Origin of the sequence: Actinoplanes subglobosus (assembly GCF_042650585.1) — a bacterium.
Lineage (GTDB): Bacteria > Actinomycetota > Actinomycetes > Mycobacteriales > Micromonosporaceae > Actinoplanes > Actinoplanes subglobosus.
In genome coordinates this window covers 293,534-310,031 of sequence record NZ_JBHSBL010000026.1, presented here as the reverse complement: position 1 = coordinate 310,031, position 16,498 = coordinate 293,534, and the positions used below count along the sequence as shown (strand labels likewise).

Annotated in this window: 13 protein-coding genes; 10 read left to right on the top strand and 3 right to left on the bottom strand. The window is 69.3% G+C overall.

Annotated elements, in window-relative coordinates; all coding sequences use genetic code 11:
• Positions 1–25: 25 nt before the first annotated feature.
• Positions 26–646: a TetR/AcrR family transcriptional regulator gene (locus tag ACFO0C_RS39660; RefSeq protein WP_378071954.1), complete on the bottom strand. Its 621-nt coding sequence runs from the start codon at positions 644–646 to the stop codon at positions 26–28.
• A gap of 80 nt (positions 647–726) precedes the next feature.
• On the opposite strand from ACFO0C_RS39660, the gene ACFO0C_RS39655 reads away from it, so the two are divergent.
• From ACFO0C_RS39655 to ACFO0C_RS39645, 3 genes are read left to right on the top strand one after another with little or no spacing between them, the layout of a single operon-like run.
• Positions 727–1,875 (top strand): acyl-CoA dehydrogenase family protein, encoded by a 1,149-nt coding sequence (locus ACFO0C_RS39655; RefSeq protein ID WP_378071953.1) that lies wholly within the window; start codon positions 727–729, stop codon positions 1,873–1,875.
• A gap of 15 nt (positions 1,876–1,890) precedes the next feature.
• Positions 1,891–2,640, top strand: a complete 750-nt coding sequence (fabG, locus tag ACFO0C_RS39650) for a 3-oxoacyl-ACP reductase FabG (protein ID WP_378071952.1) — start codon at positions 1,891–1,893, stop codon at positions 2,638–2,640.
• Positions 2,641–2,655: 15 nt separating this feature from the next.
• A complete protein-coding gene (locus ACFO0C_RS39645) occupies positions 2,656–3,813 on the top strand; it encodes an acyl-CoA dehydrogenase family protein (RefSeq protein WP_378071951.1) in 1,158 nt (385 codons plus the stop codon).
• 165 nt (positions 3,814–3,978) lie between these two features.
• Here the strand turns inward: ACFO0C_RS39645 and ACFO0C_RS39640 are convergent, their stop codons facing one another.
• The gene (locus ACFO0C_RS39640) at positions 3,979–4,770 is read right to left on the bottom strand and encodes a hypothetical protein (protein ID WP_378071950.1); all 792 of its coding nucleotides are present in this window, start codon (positions 4,768–4,770) and stop codon (positions 3,979–3,981) included.
• A 28-nt stretch (positions 4,771–4,798) separates the two neighbouring features.
• On the opposite strand from ACFO0C_RS39640, the gene ACFO0C_RS39635 reads away from it, so the two are divergent.
• Positions 4,799–5,353, top strand: a complete 555-nt coding sequence (locus ACFO0C_RS39635; RefSeq protein WP_378071949.1) for a CG0192-related protein — start codon at positions 4,799–4,801, stop codon at positions 5,351–5,353.
• A gap of 67 nt (positions 5,354–5,420) precedes the next feature.
• On the opposite strand, the gene ACFO0C_RS39630 is transcribed toward ACFO0C_RS39635, so the two are convergent.
• Entirely contained in the window at positions 5,421–6,776 is a 1,356-nt protein-coding gene (locus ACFO0C_RS39630; protein WP_378071948.1) for an FAD-dependent oxidoreductase, read from the bottom strand.
• 190 nt (positions 6,777–6,966) lie between these two features.
• On the opposite strand from ACFO0C_RS39630, the gene ACFO0C_RS39625 reads away from it, so the two are divergent.
• From ACFO0C_RS39625 to yicI, 6 genes are all read left to right on the top strand, one after another.
• The gene (locus ACFO0C_RS39625; RefSeq protein ID WP_378071947.1) at positions 6,967–9,867 is read left to right on the top strand and encodes a glycoside hydrolase family 3 C-terminal domain-containing protein; all 2,901 of its coding nucleotides are present in this window, start codon (positions 6,967–6,969) and stop codon (positions 9,865–9,867) included.
• Between the two features lie 132 nt (positions 9,868–9,999).
• The gene (locus ACFO0C_RS39620) at positions 10,000–11,016 is read left to right on the top strand and encodes a LacI family DNA-binding transcriptional regulator (protein WP_378071985.1); all 1,017 of its coding nucleotides are present in this window, start codon (positions 10,000–10,002) and stop codon (positions 11,014–11,016) included.
• Between the two features lie 100 nt (positions 11,017–11,116).
• A complete protein-coding gene (locus ACFO0C_RS39615; RefSeq protein WP_378071946.1) occupies positions 11,117–12,424 on the top strand; it encodes an extracellular solute-binding protein in 1,308 nt (435 codons plus the stop codon).
• Positions 12,425–12,481: 57 nt separating this feature from the next.
• Positions 12,482–13,372, top strand: a complete 891-nt coding sequence (locus ACFO0C_RS39610) for a carbohydrate ABC transporter permease (protein ID WP_378071945.1) — start codon at positions 12,482–12,484, stop codon at positions 13,370–13,372.
• Positions 13,369–14,196, top strand: coding sequence for a carbohydrate ABC transporter permease (locus tag ACFO0C_RS39605; protein WP_378071944.1), 828 nt, complete (start codon positions 13,369–13,371; stop codon positions 14,194–14,196). Before ACFO0C_RS39610 ends, ACFO0C_RS39605 begins: the two co-directional genes overlap by 4 nt.
• Positions 14,197–14,205: 9 nt before the next feature.
• Entirely contained in the window at positions 14,206–16,467 is a 2,262-nt protein-coding gene (yicI, locus tag ACFO0C_RS39600; protein ID WP_378071943.1) for an alpha-xylosidase, read from the top strand.
• The last annotated feature ends 31 nt before the right edge of the window (positions 16,468–16,498 follow it).

Sequence of the window (16,498 nt, the reverse complement as noted above, 5' to 3'; positions counted from 1 at the left end):
GCGACGGCCCGGCTCCAGAGTTGTTTCAGCCGTGGGTGAGCCGGGCGGCCAGGCCGTCGACGAACATCGTCAGCGCGAAGTCGAAACTGTCCCGGTCGACGGCGTCGGCGTGCTCGCGCAGCCGGTGGGCGTCGCCGAGGGACGGATAGCGGTCCAGATAGACCTGCACGTCGTCGACGAACCCGCGCGAGAAGCTGCCCATCGCGGCGCCGAGGACCAGGTATTTCGTCGACGCGCCGATCATGGTGGCCTCGCGGGGCGGCCAGCCGGCGGCGACCAGGCCGCCGTGGATCGCGTCGGCCCGGCGCAGTGAGGCGTCGCGCTGGCCGGGGCCGCGAGCCAGGAACGGCACGATGTTCGGATGCTCGGCGAGCGCCGCCCGGTAGGAGCGGGCCCAGGTCAGCAGCCCCTCACGCCAGCCGAGGGTGAAGGCGGAGACGTCCACCTTCTCCATGATCTCGCTGGCCACGTCGTCGAGCAGCTGCTCCTTGGTGGGGTAGTGGAAATACAGCGCGGGCGCCGAGACGCCCAGGGCGGCGGCGAGTTTGCGCATGCTGAGACCGTCGAGACCGTCACGGTCGATGATCTCCAGCGCGGACGCGCGGATGCCGGCCTGGCTGAGCAGTGGCGTCGTCGGCCGTGGCATGCGAACCCCCTTGGTTTATCTAACGCTGTTAAGTTAGCATGGCCTGAGAAACCTGACAGCGTTCAATTACGGGAGCCGCTATGGACCTCGGCCTGACGGCGGAACAGCAGCAGTTCCGGGACCTGGCCCGCGAGTGGGTGGACCGTGAGGTCGTGCCGCACGCCACCGAGTGGGACCGGGCCGAGCAGGTCGACACCAAGATCGTCGGCAAGCTCGCCGAGCTGGGTTTCCTCGGCCTCGGGATCGACGAGGAGTGGGGCGGCTCGGGCGGTGACTTCCTGACGTACTGCCTGATGATGGAGGAGCTGGGCCGCGGTGACACGTCGGTCCGCGGAATCGTCTCGGTCTCCCTGGGTCTCGTATCCAAAAATATCCAGAAATATGGGACAGAGGCTCAGAAATCACGCTGGCTCCCCGCGCTGTGCGGCGGCGAGATGCTCGGCTGTTTCGGCTTGACCGAGCCCGGTACCGGCTCCGACGCGGGCTCGCTGATCACCAAGGCGGTCCGCGACGGCGACGACTGGGTGATCTCCGGCGAAAAGATCTTCATTACGAACGGCACCTGGGCCGGCGTGGCTTTGATCTTCGCCCGCACCGGAGGCCCGGGTCCGAAGGGGATCACGGCCTTCCTGGTGCCGACAGATATAAGCGGATTTGTTCGGAATGAGATCAAGGGCAAGCTTGGCTTGCGCGGCCAGGCCACCGCGTCGATCAGCCTGGACGAGGTCCGGGTCAGCGATGACCACCGGCTCGGCGCGGAGGGTGAAGGCTTCAAGATCGCGATGGCCGCCCTGGACAAGGGTCGCATCGCCGTCGCCGCCGGCTCGGTCGGCCTGGCCCGGGGCTGCCTGGAGGCGAGTGTCGCGTACGCCAAGGATCGCACCCAGTTCGGCAAACCCATCGCCGGCTACCAGCTCGTTCAGGAGATGATCGCCGACATGGCGGTCGAGACCGACGCCGCCCGCCTGCTCGTCTGGCGCGCCGCCGACCTGGTCGACCGCGGCCTGCCGTTCCGCACCGAGGCGTCGATGGCCAAGCTGTTCGCCACCGAGTCCGCCGTCAAGGCCGCCAACCAGGCCATCCAGATCTTCGGGGGGTACGGCTACGTCGACGAGTTCCCGGTCGGCAAGGCCATGCGTGACGCCCGGGTGACGACCCTCTACGAGGGCACCAGCCAGATCCAGAAACTGCTCATCGGCCGTGCGTTGACCGGGATCAACGCGTTCTGACCACGGAGGTTGTTCATGAGTCGCGTCGCCATCGTCACCGGGGCCGCGAGAGGTATCGGCGCCGCCACCGCCATCCAGTTCGCCCGTGAGGGCGCGTCCGTCGCCGTGCTCGACCTCGACGAGCAGGCCTGCGCGGAGACCGTCGACCGGATCACCGCGTCCGGCGGGACCGCTGTCGCCTTCGGCTGCGACGTCGCCGACGAGGCCCAGGTCGACGCCGTGATCAACAAGGTCGCCGGCGAGCTGGGCGGGGTCGACGTGCTGGTCAACAACGCCGGCGTGCTCCGCGACAACCTGCTGCACAAGATGTCCGTGTCGGACTGGGACATCGTGATGAACGTGCACCTCCGCGGCGCGTTCCTGTGCAGCCGGGCCGCCCAGCGGCACATGGTCGCCAAGCGCTCCGGCAAGATCGTGAACACGTCGAGCGTGTCCGCGCTCGGCAACCGGGGGCAGGCCAACTACTCGGCCGCGAAGGCGGGTGTCCAGGGCCTGACCAGGACCCTCGCGATGGAGCTGGGACCGTTCAACATCAACGTCAACGCGGTGGCACCCGGATTCGTCGTCACCGAGATGACCGACGCGACCGCCGCCCGGGTCGGCATCTCCGCCGCCGACATGCGGGCCAAGGCCGCCGAGATCACCCCGCTGCGCCGGGTCGGCCGGCCGGAGGACATCGCCCGCGTGGTGGCGTTCCTGGCCAGTGACGCGGCATCCTTCATCACCGGGCAGACGATCTACGTCGACGGCGGACGCCGTCTCTAACAAAGAGGAACACTGATGCGCCGCACTGTTTTCAACGAGGACCACGAGGCGTTCCGCCAGACCCTGCGGGACTTCATCGAGGCCGAGGTCGTGCCCCGCTACGACCAGTGGTTTGCCGACGGCCAGGTCCCGCGCGACTTCTACAAGCAGCTCGCCGAGCTGGGCCTGTTCGGCATCGAGGTGCCGGAGGAGTACGGCGGCGCCGGCATCGACAGCTTCAAGTTCGCCGCCGTCCAGACCGAGGAGACCATGCGCGCCGGGGTCTCCTTCGGAGCGGCCGGGGCGCACGTCGCGCTGGGCCTGCCGTACCTGCTGGACCTGGGCACCGAGGAGCAGAAGCGGCGCTGGCTGCCCGACTTCGTCTCCGGCGACACGATGTACGCGCTGGCCATGACCGAGCCCGGCACCGGCAGCGACCTGGCCGGCATGAGCACCACCGCCAAGCTGAGCGAGGACGGCACGCACTACGTGCTCAACGGCGCGAAGACCTTCATCACCGGCGGTGTCCTCGCCGACCGGGTGATCGTCTGCGCGCGCACCTCCCCGTCGAAGCCCGACGACCGCCGTTACGGCATCACCCTGCTCAACGTCGACACCACGCTGCCCGGTTACTCGGTCGGCCGCAAGCTCGACAAGCTCGGCCTGAAGACGTCGGACACCGGCGAGCTGGCGTTCGTCGACGTGCACGTGCCGGTGGAGGACCGGCTGGGCGAGGAGAACAAGGGCTTCTACTACCTCGGCAAGAACCTGCCGAAGGAGCGTCTGAGCATCGCCTACGGCGCGTACGCGCAGGCCGCGGCCGCGGTCCGGTTCGCCAAGCAGTACGTGCAGGACCGCAAGGTGTTCGGTCAGCCGGTCGCCAGCTTCCAGAACACCAAGTTCGAGCTGGCCGCCTGCCAGGCCGAGGTGGACGCCGCGCAGGCCGTCGCCGACCGCGCCCTGGAGGCCCTCGACGCGGGCGAGCTGACCGCTGCCGAGGCCGCCTCGGCGAAGCTCTTCTGCACCGAGGTCGCCCACCGGGTCATCGACCGCTGCCTGCAGCTGCACGGCGGTTACGGCTTCATCAACGAATACCCGATCGCCCGCCTCTACGCCGACAACCGCGTCAACCGCATCTACGGCGGCACGTCCGAGGTCATGAAGATGATCATCGCCAAGGACATGGGTCTTTAAAAAGCTCCATATGGTACGGACGTGCCTGTCCCGCCGAAGCCGACGCAGTTCCCGGGCTACCGCGCGACATCCGCGGTGGCCCGGGCCGCGACGCGACCGCCGGGCTGATGCGACGGTCACCGGACACGGCGTGACGGGCCACGCCGGCGGGCGTGGCTCCACGCGTCACGCCGGTGGGTGCGGCTCCGGCCGTACCGCCGCATCGTCCTGACGGCGGACGCGGGCAGCCCCGGTGACCACCGCCACCGCGGTCCAGGCCGCCAGACCGATGATCAGCGCGCTCGACGCGGTGTCCCCCCAGTCGCCGGCGAAGGCCGGGCGGATCTCCCCTGCGCCCAGCGACAGCGACGCCATGCCGATCGCGGTGGCCGCGGCCAGCGGCGGAACCACCCACAGCAGCGGGGCCGGGAAGTCGATCCGGCCGACCTGCATCAGCCCGTCGACGCTCACCACCGACCAGCCGATCGTCAGGACCACCACCGCGACCGTGCGGGCCCGCCGCGACCCGAGCCGGCCGGCGAGGAGCACATCGAGGCCGGCGCCCAGAAGCGCATAGAGCGGGAACGCCACGAGCAGCGGACCGTGCTGGACCTCGCCGACGACGGCCGGCTCCCACAGCACCCGTCCGTCCCCGCCGACCCGCAGCCGTTCACCGCCGAGCACGTGCGCCGTCAGGAACGCCGCCGCGGCCATCGCCGTCCCGATGCCCGCCGCGATCGCGAGCGCCACCGGATACCGGCGCCGGCGGGCCAGCCACGCCCCGGTGACCAGGGCGAGCAGGTGCCCGTACAGATATCCGGAGGTGTTGCGCATGACCTCCCGGTTGTACCGCCACTCCCACTGCTGGCCCTCACCCTGCGGATCGAAGTTGATCCAGGTCAGGTAGAAGCCGTCGTTGAGCGGCAGCAGAACGGCGGCCAGCAAGGCGGTGACCGGAATCGCCCAGAGGACCCTCATCCGCCCAGTCTGGCCTAGGCTGCCGGGCATGGCGATTCTCCACAAGGCGACCATCGTTCCCGGCAAGCTCGAACTGCTCGCGACCTGGCTGCCCGGCCGGAGATGGTATGACGGGCCGGCCGTCGAGCCGGAGCGGGTGGCCGCGGCCCGGTTCGACGACCCCGCCGGTGAGGTGGGCATCGAGACGCTGATCGTGCGGGCCGGCGACGGCCCGCTGTGGCACGTGCCGCTCACCTACCGGGGCGCGCCGCTGGCCGGTGCCGAGGAGTGGCTGGTCGGCACCACCGAGCACTCGGTGCTGGGCACCCGCTGGGTCTACGACGCCGAGGGCGACCCGGTCTACCGGGCGGTCGCCGAGGAGACGATCCGGTCCGGCGGGCACGAGGCGGCCGAGGAGTTCGAGGTCGACGGCGTGACGGTCGCCCGCGAGCCGTCGATGCGGCTGCGCGGCAGCACCGCCGACCCGGGCGACGTGTCCGGTGACCTGACCGTGGTCCGCACGATCGGCCCGGTGATGGCGATGGGCGCCACCCTGACCGGCACGTGGGACGGCGAGTCGGCGGTGCTGGCGATCCTGGCCTAGCGGGCGTCGCTCGCCTTGCGGTCGTCTCGACCTGGAGGGCGTCCGAGGCATTGCGGGCGTCTCGGGCCTAGAGGGCGTCCGAGGCTTTGCGGGCGGCGATCAGGATCGGGTCCCAGACGGGGGCGTAGGGCGGGGCGTAACCGAGGTCGAGGGCGGTCATCTCGGTGACCGTCATCCGGTTCCACACGGCGACCGCGAAGGCGTCGATGCGTTTGGCCGCCTCGGCCCGCCCGACGATCTGGGCGCCGAGCAGCAGCCCGGTGTCCTTCTCGGCGATCACCTTGACGGTCATCGGTACCGCGCCCGGGAAGTATCCGGCCCGGTTGGTGGACTCGACGGTGGCGGTCACGAACCGGAACCCGGCCGCCTCCGCCTCCTTCGACGACAGCCCGGTCCGCGCCACCTCCAGGTCGCAGATCTTGGTGATGGCCGTGCCGATGACGCCGGGAAACGTGGCGTACCCGCCGCCGATGTTGATCCCGGCGACCCGGCCCTGCTTGTTGGCGTGGGTGCCGAGCGGGATGTGCATGGCCCGCCCGCTGACCAGGTGGGTGACCTGGGTGCAGTCGCCGGCCGCCCAGACGCCGTCGACGATGCCGTCCGGACCGGTGACCCGCTGCCGCAGGTCGGTGGCGATCGCGCCGGTGACGCCGAGCGGCAGTCCGGCGTCGTCGGCGAGTGCCGTGTTGGGCCGCACGCCGAGCCCGAGGACGACGACGTCGGCGGGGAGCACCCCGTCGTCGGTGACGACCGCGCTGACCCGGCCGCCGTCGGTCTCCAGGCCCTGCACGGTCACCCCGGTACGCAACTCGATGCCGAGCCCGCGGATCGCGTCGGCGACGAGTGCCCCCATGTCCTGGTCGACGGTGGCCATCGGCTGGCCGGACCGTTCGACCAGGGTGACCCGGAGCCCCCGGCGCTGCAGGGCCTCGGCCATCTCGACGCCGATGTAGCCGGCCCCGATCACGACCGCGGTGTCCCGCCCCGGTTCCAGCCATTCCTGCAGGGCGGCGGCGTCGCCGAGGGTCTGCACGCCGTAGACGCCCTTGGCGGGGGTGTCGGCCCAGGCCGGCCGGACCGGGGTGGCGCCGGCGGCGTACACCAGTTGGTCGAAGCTCTCGGCGCGGTCCGGACCGGACGAGCGGACCGTGACCGTCCGGGCCTTGAGGTCGATGCCGGTGACCTCGTGTCCGGTGTAGACGCCGATGCCGTTGGCCCGGTGGGTGGCCGGGTCGCGGGCGATGAGCTCGTCCGGCCCGCCGACGTGCCCGCCCACCCAGTACGGGATCCCGCACGCCGAGTAGGACGTGTATTCGCCCCGTTCGAAGGCCGTGATGTCGAGGTCGCCGGGCTTGAGCAGACGGCGCGCCTGGGACGCGGCGGACATTCCGGCCGCATCGCCGCCGATGACGATCAATCGCATCCGGTCATTCTGCCTCTGTTACCGGTGGATTTCCGGAAAGCTGCGCGGAGTGGTTGCCCGGCGCATCGGCCCCGCTCTATGGTGGCCTCACCGCACCCCATTGTCGCCGGGCCTTTCGGATACCAATCGTCGAAGCGCTTCGACCGATTCCCGTGCCTTATGAAACCTGCCTTGTAAAGAGGAGACTGCCATGCGTCTCAGACGCGGTCTCGCCGCGCTTGCGGCCGCCGTCCTGGTCCTCCCACCGACGGTCGGAGCGGCCCAGGCCGACCCGGCGTTCCCGTTCCGTGACCCGTCCCTTCCGCTGGCCACCCGCCTCGACGACCTGCTCGGCCGGCTCACCCTGGACGAGAAGATCTCGCTGCTGCACCAGTACCAGCCGGCCATTCCGCGCCTCGGCCTGAACGTGTTCAAATCCGGCACCGAGGCCCTGCACGGCGTCGCCTGGTCCAACGACTACTACGACAACTCAGCGAAGATCGACGCGACCGCGACCGTCTTCCCGCAGGCGGTCGGTCTGGCCAGCACGTGGGACCCCGCGTTGATCACGCGCGTGGGCGAGGCGGTCGGCGACGAGCTGCGCGGCTTCCACGCCCAGGACCCGACGGTCTGGGGGCTGAACGCCTGGGCGCCGGTGGTCAACCTGCTGCGCGACCCGCGCTGGGGCCGCAACGAGGAGGGTTACTCCGAGGACCCGCTGCTGTCCGGCGCCATCGCCACCGCCTACGGCGACGGGCTGCAGGGCGACGACCCGGAGCACCTCAAGGTCGCGCCGACACTCAAGCACTACGCCGCCTACAACAACGAGACGCTGCGTGACCGGACCTCGTCCCATGTGCCGCAGCGGGTGCTCAACGAATACGACCGCAAACCGTTCGAGATCGCGTTGCGCAACGGTGCCGCGACCGGGGTGATGGCCTCCTACAACCTGATCAACGGGCGGCCCGCCACCGTCGACCCGGACCTCGCCACCCTGGTCCGGGACTGGAGCGACCAGCGGCTGTTCAACGTCAGCGACGCCTGGGCGCCGACCAATCTGACCGGCTCGCAGGCCTACTTCGCCACCCAGGCCGAGGCGAACGCCGCCACGCTCAAGGCCGGGCTGGACAGCTTCACGGTCAACGACACCAACGCCGTGCCCACGGTCACCGCGATCAAGGAGGCCCTCGCGCGGGGCCTGCTCACCGAGGCCGATGTGGACGAGTCGGCGGGCAACGCGCTGAGCATCCGCTTCCGGCTGGGCGAGTTCGATCCGGACGGTGGCCCGTACGCCGGGATCTCGCCCTCGGTGATCGACAGCCCGGCGCATCGCGCGCTGGCCCGCGAGACCGCCGCCGAGGCCGCGGTCCTTCTCAAGAACAACGGCATCCTTCCGCTCCGGGCGGGCGGTTCGGTCGCGGTCGTCGGCCCGGTCGCCGACAAGCTCTACAGCGATTGGTACGGCGGACAACTCCCGTATCGGGTCAGCGTCCTCGACGGGATCACCGAGCGTGCGTCCACGGTGTCCACCGGCACCGGCGCCGACCGGATCGCCCTGAAGGACACCGTCACCGGCCGTTACGTCACCGCGGGCACGGGCAGCGTCAGCCTGACCGAGACCAGCCCGACGACGGCCGCCCAGTTCGACACGGTCGATTGGGGCGACGGCGTCTCGACCCTGCGCAGCGTCGCCAACGGCAGGCTGGTCGGCTACGGCTGGGGCCCGTTCGTCACCCAGGCCACCGATCCGACCGGCTGGTTCGTGCAGGAGCAGTTCAAGATCGAGGACCAGGGCGACGGTACGGTCGTGCTGCACTACGCGGGCTACGAGACCCAGGAGTCGTGGTTCCCGGACACCGACTACGTGACCGTGGGCAGCGACGGCAACCTGACGCTGGGCAATCTCGCCGCCGCCACCAGGTTCACCCGGGAGGTGCTGGTCGACGGTGTGGCCGAGGCCGCCGCGGCCGCGAAGAAGGCGCAGACCGCCGTGGTCGTCGTCGGCACCGACCCGTTCGTCGCCGGCCGCGAGGTCCACGACCGGACCGGGCTCGGTCTCGGCGCCCGCCAGGAGGCCCTGATCAAGGCGGTCCGGGCGGCCAACCCGCGGACCGTCGTGGTGCTGCAGAGCAGCTACCCGCAGACGATCAACTGGGCGCAGCAGCACGTCCCGGGCATCCTGTGGACCACGCATGCCGGCGCCGAGACCGGGCACGCCGTCGCCGATGTGCTCTACGGCGACGTCAACCCGTCCGGCAGGCTCACCCAGACCTGGCCGGGCTCGGTCGCGCAACTACCGGCGGACCTGCTCCAGTACGACATCGTGAAGTCGGAGCAGACCTATCTGTACAGCGATGCGAAACCGCTCTACGCCTTCGGGCACGGCCTGTCCTACAGTTCCTTCCGGTACAGCGATGTCACGGTGAAGCCGGGCCAGGTCTCGGTGACCGTCACCAACGCCGGCAAGCGTGCGGGCGACGAGGTCGTCCAGCTCTACACGCATCAGCGCACCTCCCGGGACGCCACCGCGAACAAGCAGCTCCGCGGCTTCGAGAAGGTCTCGCTCGGGGCCGGGCAGTCGAAGAGGGTCACGTTCGCCCTCAAGCCGTCCGACCTGGCCCGCTGGGACCAGACCCGGCAGCGCTGGGTGGTCGAGAACTCGGTCCACGACATCCTGCTCGGCTCGTCCTCCGCCGACATCCGCCAGCGGGCCACGTGGGCGGTGCCGGGCGAGACGATTCCGGCCCGCGACCTCGGGAAGGAGACCCGGGCCGAGACGTTCGACGACTACTCCGGCGTCGAGCTGCTCGATGAGAGCAAGGCGTCCGGCACCGTGGTCGGCGGCATCGCGGCGGGGGACTGGCTGGCGTTCAAGGACGTGGCGCTGCGCGGCGGCACCACCTTCACGGCCCGCGCCTCCGGTAGCGGGACCGTCCAGGTCCGTCTCGGATCACCGTCCGGCCGCCTGCTCGGCACCGCGACCGTGAGAGGCGCCGGCGGCGTCTACGACTACACGACGGCGACCGCCACCCTGGCCCGCTTCTCCGGCCGTCAGACGGTCTATCTGCTGCCCAGCCCCGGCCTGCGCCTGGCCACGTTCTCGATCAGGTGAGGCCCGCGCGCCGGCCCGCGGTTCGATCCGGACCGCGGGCCGGCGCCCGGTCCGGCCCCGCCGGTCGGGGGGTGAAGGCGCTGATCAGTAGGATCGGCGGAAGGAACGGCTGTGGCGACCTGGGGAGGCTCGGTGCCGACGATCAACGATGTCGCCAAAGCGGCGGGGGTCTCGCCCAGCACGGTGTCCTACGTTCTGAGCGGCCGCCGCCCGATCTCGGCGGAGACCCGGGCCCGGGTCCAGGCCGCGATCGCCGAGCTCGGCTTCCACCCGCACGCCGGCGCCCGGGCCCTGGCGAGCAGCAAGACGAATGTGATCGCCCTGGTGGCGCCGCTGCGGGTGGACGTCAACGTGCCGGTGATCATGCAGTTCGCCACGGCCGTGGTGACGGCCGCCCGGTCGTACAACCATGATGTCCTGCTCCTGACGAAGGACGAGGGGACCGCCGGGCTGGAGCGGGTCGCGCACAGCACCATGGTCGACGCGTTGATACTGATGGACCTCGAGCGCGACGACCTGCGCATCCCGGCCCTGCGCAAGCTGAAGCAGCCGTCGGTGCTGATCGGCCTGCCGTCCGATCACACCGGGATCGCCTGTGTCGACCTCGACTTCGGTGCCGCCGCCCGCGAGGCGCTCACCCATCTGGCCGGGCACGGGCACCGCCGGATCGGCCTGGTCGGCCCGTCCCCGGCGGTGTACAAGAGGCAGACCACCTACGCCGACCGGTTCCTCAGCGGGTTCCTGGAGGCGTCGGCCGAGCTGGAGCTGCGCACGGTGACGCACCCGTGCGAGCCGGGCGCCGAGGGTGTGCGTTCATGCCTGGCCGACCTCGACGCCGAACTCGACGGCCTGACCGCCCTGGTCGTGCACAATGAGGAGGCGCTGCGGCCGTTGCTCGACCTGCTGCACGCCACCGGCCGCCGGGTGCCCGACGACGTCTCCATCGTCGCCGTCTGCCCGCGTGACGTGGCGACGGCGATGCCGATCCACCTGACGTCGATCGACATTCCGGCGCACGACGTCGGGACCCTTGCGGTGGAGACCGCGATGCGGCTGCTGGACGGGCGCCGCGTCGAGTACACCAGGCTGCTGGCGCCCAGCCTGGTCGAGCGCGACTCGTGCCGCGAAATCTCGCCGTCACACCGTTGACATGAACCGGGCTCGTTCCATAGCGTCTCGACAAGGCCGATCGTCGAAGCGCTTCGACGACGAGGACTTCCCGCTCTCATTCCCCTCGGGAGGAACGGCAATGCTCCGATCAAAATCCGGTCTCGCGGCCGGTGCTCTTTTGCTGGCGGCAACTCTCGGTCTCGCCGCGTGCGGCAGTGACGACTCCTCGACCGAGGGCGCCGACGCCAAGTCCCTCACCCTCTGGCACTACGAGGGCCCGAACAGCGCCATGGGCATCGCCTGGAACAAGGCGATCGAGCTGTTCAAGACCAGCCACCCGGGCGTCGAGGTGAAGTTCGAGGAGAAGGGCTTCGAGCAGATCCAGCAGAACGCCCAGATGATCCTCAACTCCGACAGCGCCCCGGACATCCTCGAGTACAACAAGGGCAACGCGACCGCCGGCCTGCTCTCCAAGCAGGGCCTGCTCACCGACCTGTCGGACGAGTTCACCAAGCGCGGCTGGGACAAGAAGCTGAGCGCCAGCCTGCAGACGACGGCGAAATACGACGAAGACGGCATCATGGGCAACGGCAAGGTCTTCGGCGTGCCCAACTACGGCGAGTTCGTGACCGTCTACTACAACAAGAAGATGTTCGACCAGTACAAGCTGGCCGTCCCGACCTCGTTCGACGAGTTCACCAAGGTGATGGACACCTTCGTGCAGAACAAGGTGACCCCGCTGGCCGTCGGTGGCGCCGAGTACCCGGCACAGCAGATCTTCTACGAGCTGGCGCTGTCGAAGTCGGACCGGGCGTTCGTCAACGACTACCAGCTCTACACGAACAAGGTCGACTTCAAGGGGCCGCAGTTCACCTACGGCGCGCAGACCTTCGCCGACTGGGTCGGCAAGGGCTACATCAGCAAGGACTCGGCCGGAATCAAGGCCGAGGACATGGGTGTCTCGTTCACTCAGGGCAAGTTCCCGATCCTGATCTCCGGCTCCTGGTGGTACGGCCGGTTCGCCTCCGAGATCAAGGACTTCGAGTGGGGCACCTTCCTCTTCCCGGGCAACACGCTGCACCCGGGCTCCAGCGGCAACCTCTGGGTGGTGCCGGAGAAGAGCAAGGCCAAGTCGCTGGCGTACGACTTCATCGACATAACCATGTCGCCCGAGGTGCAGGCGCTGCTCGGCAACAGCGGCGGTGTCCCGGTCGCGGCCGACCCGTCGGCGATCACCGACCCGAAGAACAAGGAACTGGTCGAGACGTTCAACAAGATCTCGACCGCGGACGGCCTGGCGTTCTACCCGGACTGGCCGGCGCCCGGCTACTACGACGTCCTGGTGGCGGGCACCCAGGGCCTGATCAACGGTTCGAAGACACCGGACGCCTTCCTCGACGAGATCGCGAAGCCGTACCTCGAGAACCTGTCTGACCTCGGCAAATGAGTGTGGCGCGGCGCGGGCGGTGACCAGCCGCCCGCGCCGCGAGGAAAGGGGTCCGGCATGGCCGGTCGTAACCGCGGCTACGCGGTGTATCTGATCCCTGGTGTACTCGCCTCGCTCGCGGTGATCGTGGTGCCGCTGGTGATGACCGTGTACGTCAGTTTCACCAAGTGGACCGGCGTCGGCGACCCGCGCTGGGTCGGCTTCGACAACTACACCCGGCTGTTCGGCGACACCCTGTTCTGGCAGTCGTTCGGCAACATCGGGCTGCTCGTGTTCGCGATGGCGATCATCCCGACGCTGCTCGGCCTGGTGCTGGCGGCGGTGCTCTTCGACTATGTGGGCAAGAAGTTCGGCGACCGCTGGGCCGGCCTGTTCCGCTCCGGCTACTACCTGCCGCAGGTCATCCCGGTCGCGGTCACCGGCATCATCTGGAGCTGGATCCTGCACCCGAGTTACGGCGCGCTCAACCGGATCCTGGAAGCGGTCGGGCTGGGCGGGCTGGCGAAGAACTGGCTCGGTGACCCCGACTACGCGCTGTACAGCGTGATGCTGGTGATGATCTGGTTCCAGATCGGCTACCCGGTCGTCATGTTCATGTCCGGACTGTCCCGGATCGACCCGTCGCTGTACGAGGCGGCCGACCTGGACGGGGCAACGTGGTGGCAGCGGTTCCGCAAGATCACCGTCCACATGATCAAGCCGGAGTTCTACGTCGTGCTGATCACCACCACGATCGCCGCGCTGAAGATCTTCGGACAGGTCTTCGTGCTCACCAAGGGCGGCCCGAGCAACGCCACCCTGGTGCCGTCGTACTTCGCCTACAAGAACTTCTTCGAGAAGGCCCAGGTCGGGTACGGGTCGGCGATCTCCACCGTGCTCACCGTGCTGATCGTGGTCCTGGCCTTCCTGTTCCTCCGTCTCCAGCACCGCTCGGAGGAGCTCCGGTGACTCTACGAAACCCGTTCCGCTTCGTGGTCCTCACGGGACTGCTGGTGCTGCTCCTGCTGCTGGTCGGGCCGCTCCTGGTGATCGCCGTCAACGCGGTCAAGAGCCCCGCCGACTACGCCGCCAACGGGCCGCTGTCGATCCCCGGCAGCCTCTACTGGGACGGCATCGTCGACTTCTGGAACCGGGTGAACTTCGGCCAGAAACTCCTGAACAGCTTCTTCACCGCGCTGGTGGTGGCGGTCCTCGGCGTGGTGCTGTCGATCCTCAACGCGTACGCCCTGGGCATCGGCCGGGTCCGGGGCCGCGTCTGGTTCCTGGTGTTCTTCCTGGTCGCGAACCTGCTGCCGCAGGAGGTCCTGGTCTACCCGCTCTACTACATCTCCAAGGAGGTGGGGCTCTACGACAGCCTGTTCGCGATCATCATCATCTTCACGGTCATCCAGAGCGCGTTCGGCACGTACCTGCTGACCTCGGTCTACACCGAGTTCCCCCGGGAGTTGCTGGACGCGGCCTCCGTCGACGGCGCCGGCAAGTGGCGGACCCTGTGGCGGGTCGTCGTGCCGGTCAGCGGCCCCACCCTCGCGGTGCTGTTCACGTTCTTCTTCATCTGGACCTGGAACGAGTTCTTCCTCCCCCTGGTCTTCCTCGTCTCCAACGACAACCAGACCGTTCCCGTCGCCCTCGGCGTGCTGCAGGGCGACCGGATGATGGACGCCACCACGACCAGCGCCTCCGCCCTGATCGGCATCCTCCCCGCAATCCTCTTCTTCCTGATCTTCCAGCGGACCCTCACGCGCGGCATCGCCGCCGGCGCCATCAAGTAAAGGACTTTCATGAAGTTCACCGACGGCTATTGGCGTAAGCGCGCAGGCGTCACCGTGCTGCACCCCGCCCACCTCCAGGACACGGCGCCCGGCGCGGACACGCTGACCGCCTGGGCCGCGACCCGGCCGATCACGCACCGCGGTGACACGCTCAACTCCGCCCTCATCACCGTCGAGCTCGCGGCGCCCGCCCCCGACGTCATCCGGGTCACCGTCTCCCACTTCCAGGGAGAGCGCTCCAAGTCCCCGAATTTCGCGATTTCCGGCGAACCCGGGGACGTGTCGGTCGACGCCCGCTCGATCACCTCGGGCGCGCTGACCGCCCGGCTCTCCGACGGCGACAACTGGGCACTCGACTTCCTCGACGCCGACGGCCGCCGTCTCACCGGCAGCGGCTGGAAGGGCATGGGCATCGTCGCCGGCCCCGACGGTGACCACATCCACGAGCAGCTCGACCTCGGTGTCGGGCACGTCGTCTACGGGATGGGCGAGCGGTTCGGGCCACTCGTCAAGAACGGCCAGACCATCGACATCTGGCAGGAGGACGGCGGCACCAGCTCCGAGCAGGCTTACAAGAACGTCCCGTTCTACTTCACCAACGCGGGGTACGGGGTACTCGTCGACCACCCCGGCAAGGTGTCCTTCGAGGTCGCCTCCGAGATGGTCACCCGCACCCAGTTCAGCGTCGCCGGGCAGAGCCTGTCCTACCTGGTCATCTACGGGCCCACCCCGGCCGACATCATCCGTAGGTACACCGCGCTGACCGGGCGGCCCGCGCTGCCGCCGGCCTGGTCGTTCGGGCTGTGGCTGACCACGTCGTTCACCACCGACTACGACGAGGAGACGGTCAACAAGTTCGTCGGCGGGATGGCCGACCGGGACCTGCCACTGTCGGTGTTCCACTTCGACTGTTTCTGGATGCGCGAGTTCAACTGGTGCGACTTCGAGTGGGACCCGCGCGTCTTCCCGGACCCGCCGGGCATGCTCAAACGGCTCGCCGACCGGGGCCTGCGCACCTGTCTGTGGATCAACCCGTACATCGCGCAGCGGTCACCGCTCTTCGCCGAGGGCCGGGACAACGGGTACCTGGTTCTCCGGCCGAACGGTGACGTCTTCCAATGGGACCTGTGGCAGGCCGGCATGGCGCTCGTCGACTTCACCAACCCCTCCGCCCGCGAATGGTATGCGGGGAAGCTGCGCGGCCTGGTCGAGATGGGGGTCGACGCGTTCAAGTCGGACTTCGGCGAACGGGTGCCCACCGACGTGGTGTGGCACGACGGGTCCGACCCGGAACGCATGCACAACTACTACACGCAGCTCTACAACGAGGTCGTCTTCGAGGTGCTGCGGGACCTCAAGGGTGAGGGTGAGGCGGTGCTGTTCGCCCGCTCGGCGACCGTCGGCGGGCAGCAGTTCCCGGTGCACTGGGGTGGCGACAACTCCAGCACCTACGAGTCGATGGCGGAGAGCCTGCGCGGCGGGCTGTCGCTGATGTCGTCCGGGTTCGGGTTCTGGAGCCACGACATCGGCGGTTTCGAGGGCATGCCCGATCCGGCGGTGTTCAAGCGCTGGGTGGCGTTCGGCCTGCTGTCGTCACACAGCCGGTTGCACGGCAGCAGCTCCTACCGGGTGCCGTGGCTGTTCGACGAGGAAGCCGTGGACGTGCTGCGGTCCTTCACCCACCTGAAGTACCGCCTGATGCCGTACATCTACGGCGCCGCCCGCGAAGCCCACCTGACCGGCCTGCCGGTGATGCGGCCGATGCCCGTCGCGTTCCCGGACGACCCGGCCGTCACCCACCTCGACCGGCAGTACATGCTCGGCCCCGACCTGCTGGTCGCCCCGGTCTTCACCGCCGGCGGCGAAGTCTCCTACTACGTCCCGGCCGGCCGCTGGACCCGCTACCTGCCCGCCCCCGGAACCGCTCCGGCGATCGAGGGCCCGCGCTGGGTCACCGAGACCCACGGCTTCGCGACCGCCCCGCTGCTGGTCCGCCCCGGCACGGTCCTGGCCGTCGGCGCCCGCCAGGACCGTCCCGACTACGACTACCGCGACGGCGTGACCCTGCACCTCTTCGAACCGGCCGAAGGCCGGACCGCGGTGGTGGTCCCCGGCCCGACCGGCGCCGACACGGTCTTCACGGTCTCCCGCTCCGGCGACGACGTGGTGGTCGGCCGGATGGGCGACGCCCTCCCCTGGAAGGTCCAGACCGGCGCCACGGTGACCGAACTGGCCGCCGACGAGGACAGCTGCACCCTCACCCTGGGCTAGCGGCTCCCGGCGCCCGGCCCGCCCACCGGCG

Excerpts from the sequence above, each read along its gene's own strand:
- ACFO0C_RS39660 (WP_378071954.1), bottom strand. The coding sequence starts at position 646 with ATGCCACGGCCGACGACGCCACTGCTCAGCCAGGCCGGCATCCGCGCG.
- ACFO0C_RS39655 (WP_378071953.1), top strand. The coding sequence starts at position 727 with ATGGACCTCGGCCTGACGGCGGAACAGCAGCAGTTCCGGGACCTGGCC.
- fabG (WP_378071952.1), top strand. The coding sequence starts at position 1,891 with ATGAGTCGCGTCGCCATCGTCACCGGGGCCGCGAGAGGTATCGGCGCC.
- ACFO0C_RS39645 (WP_378071951.1), top strand. The coding sequence starts at position 2,656 with ATGCGCCGCACTGTTTTCAACGAGGACCACGAGGCGTTCCGCCAGACC.
- ACFO0C_RS39640 (WP_378071950.1), bottom strand. The coding sequence starts at position 4,770 with ATGAGGGTCCTCTGGGCGATTCCGGTCACCGCCTTGCTGGCCGCCGTT.
- ACFO0C_RS39635 (WP_378071949.1), top strand. The coding sequence starts at position 4,799 with ATGGCGATTCTCCACAAGGCGACCATCGTTCCCGGCAAGCTCGAACTG.
- ACFO0C_RS39630 (WP_378071948.1), bottom strand. The coding sequence starts at position 6,776 with ATGCGATTGATCGTCATCGGCGGCGATGCGGCCGGAATGTCCGCCGCG.
- ACFO0C_RS39625 (WP_378071947.1), top strand. The coding sequence starts at position 6,967 with ATGCGTCTCAGACGCGGTCTCGCCGCGCTTGCGGCCGCCGTCCTGGTC.
- ACFO0C_RS39615 (WP_378071946.1), top strand. The coding sequence starts at position 11,117 with ATGCTCCGATCAAAATCCGGTCTCGCGGCCGGTGCTCTTTTGCTGGCG.
- ACFO0C_RS39610 (WP_378071945.1), top strand. The coding sequence starts at position 12,482 with ATGGCCGGTCGTAACCGCGGCTACGCGGTGTATCTGATCCCTGGTGTA.
- yicI (WP_378071943.1), top strand. The coding sequence starts at position 14,206 with ATGAAGTTCACCGACGGCTATTGGCGTAAGCGCGCAGGCGTCACCGTG.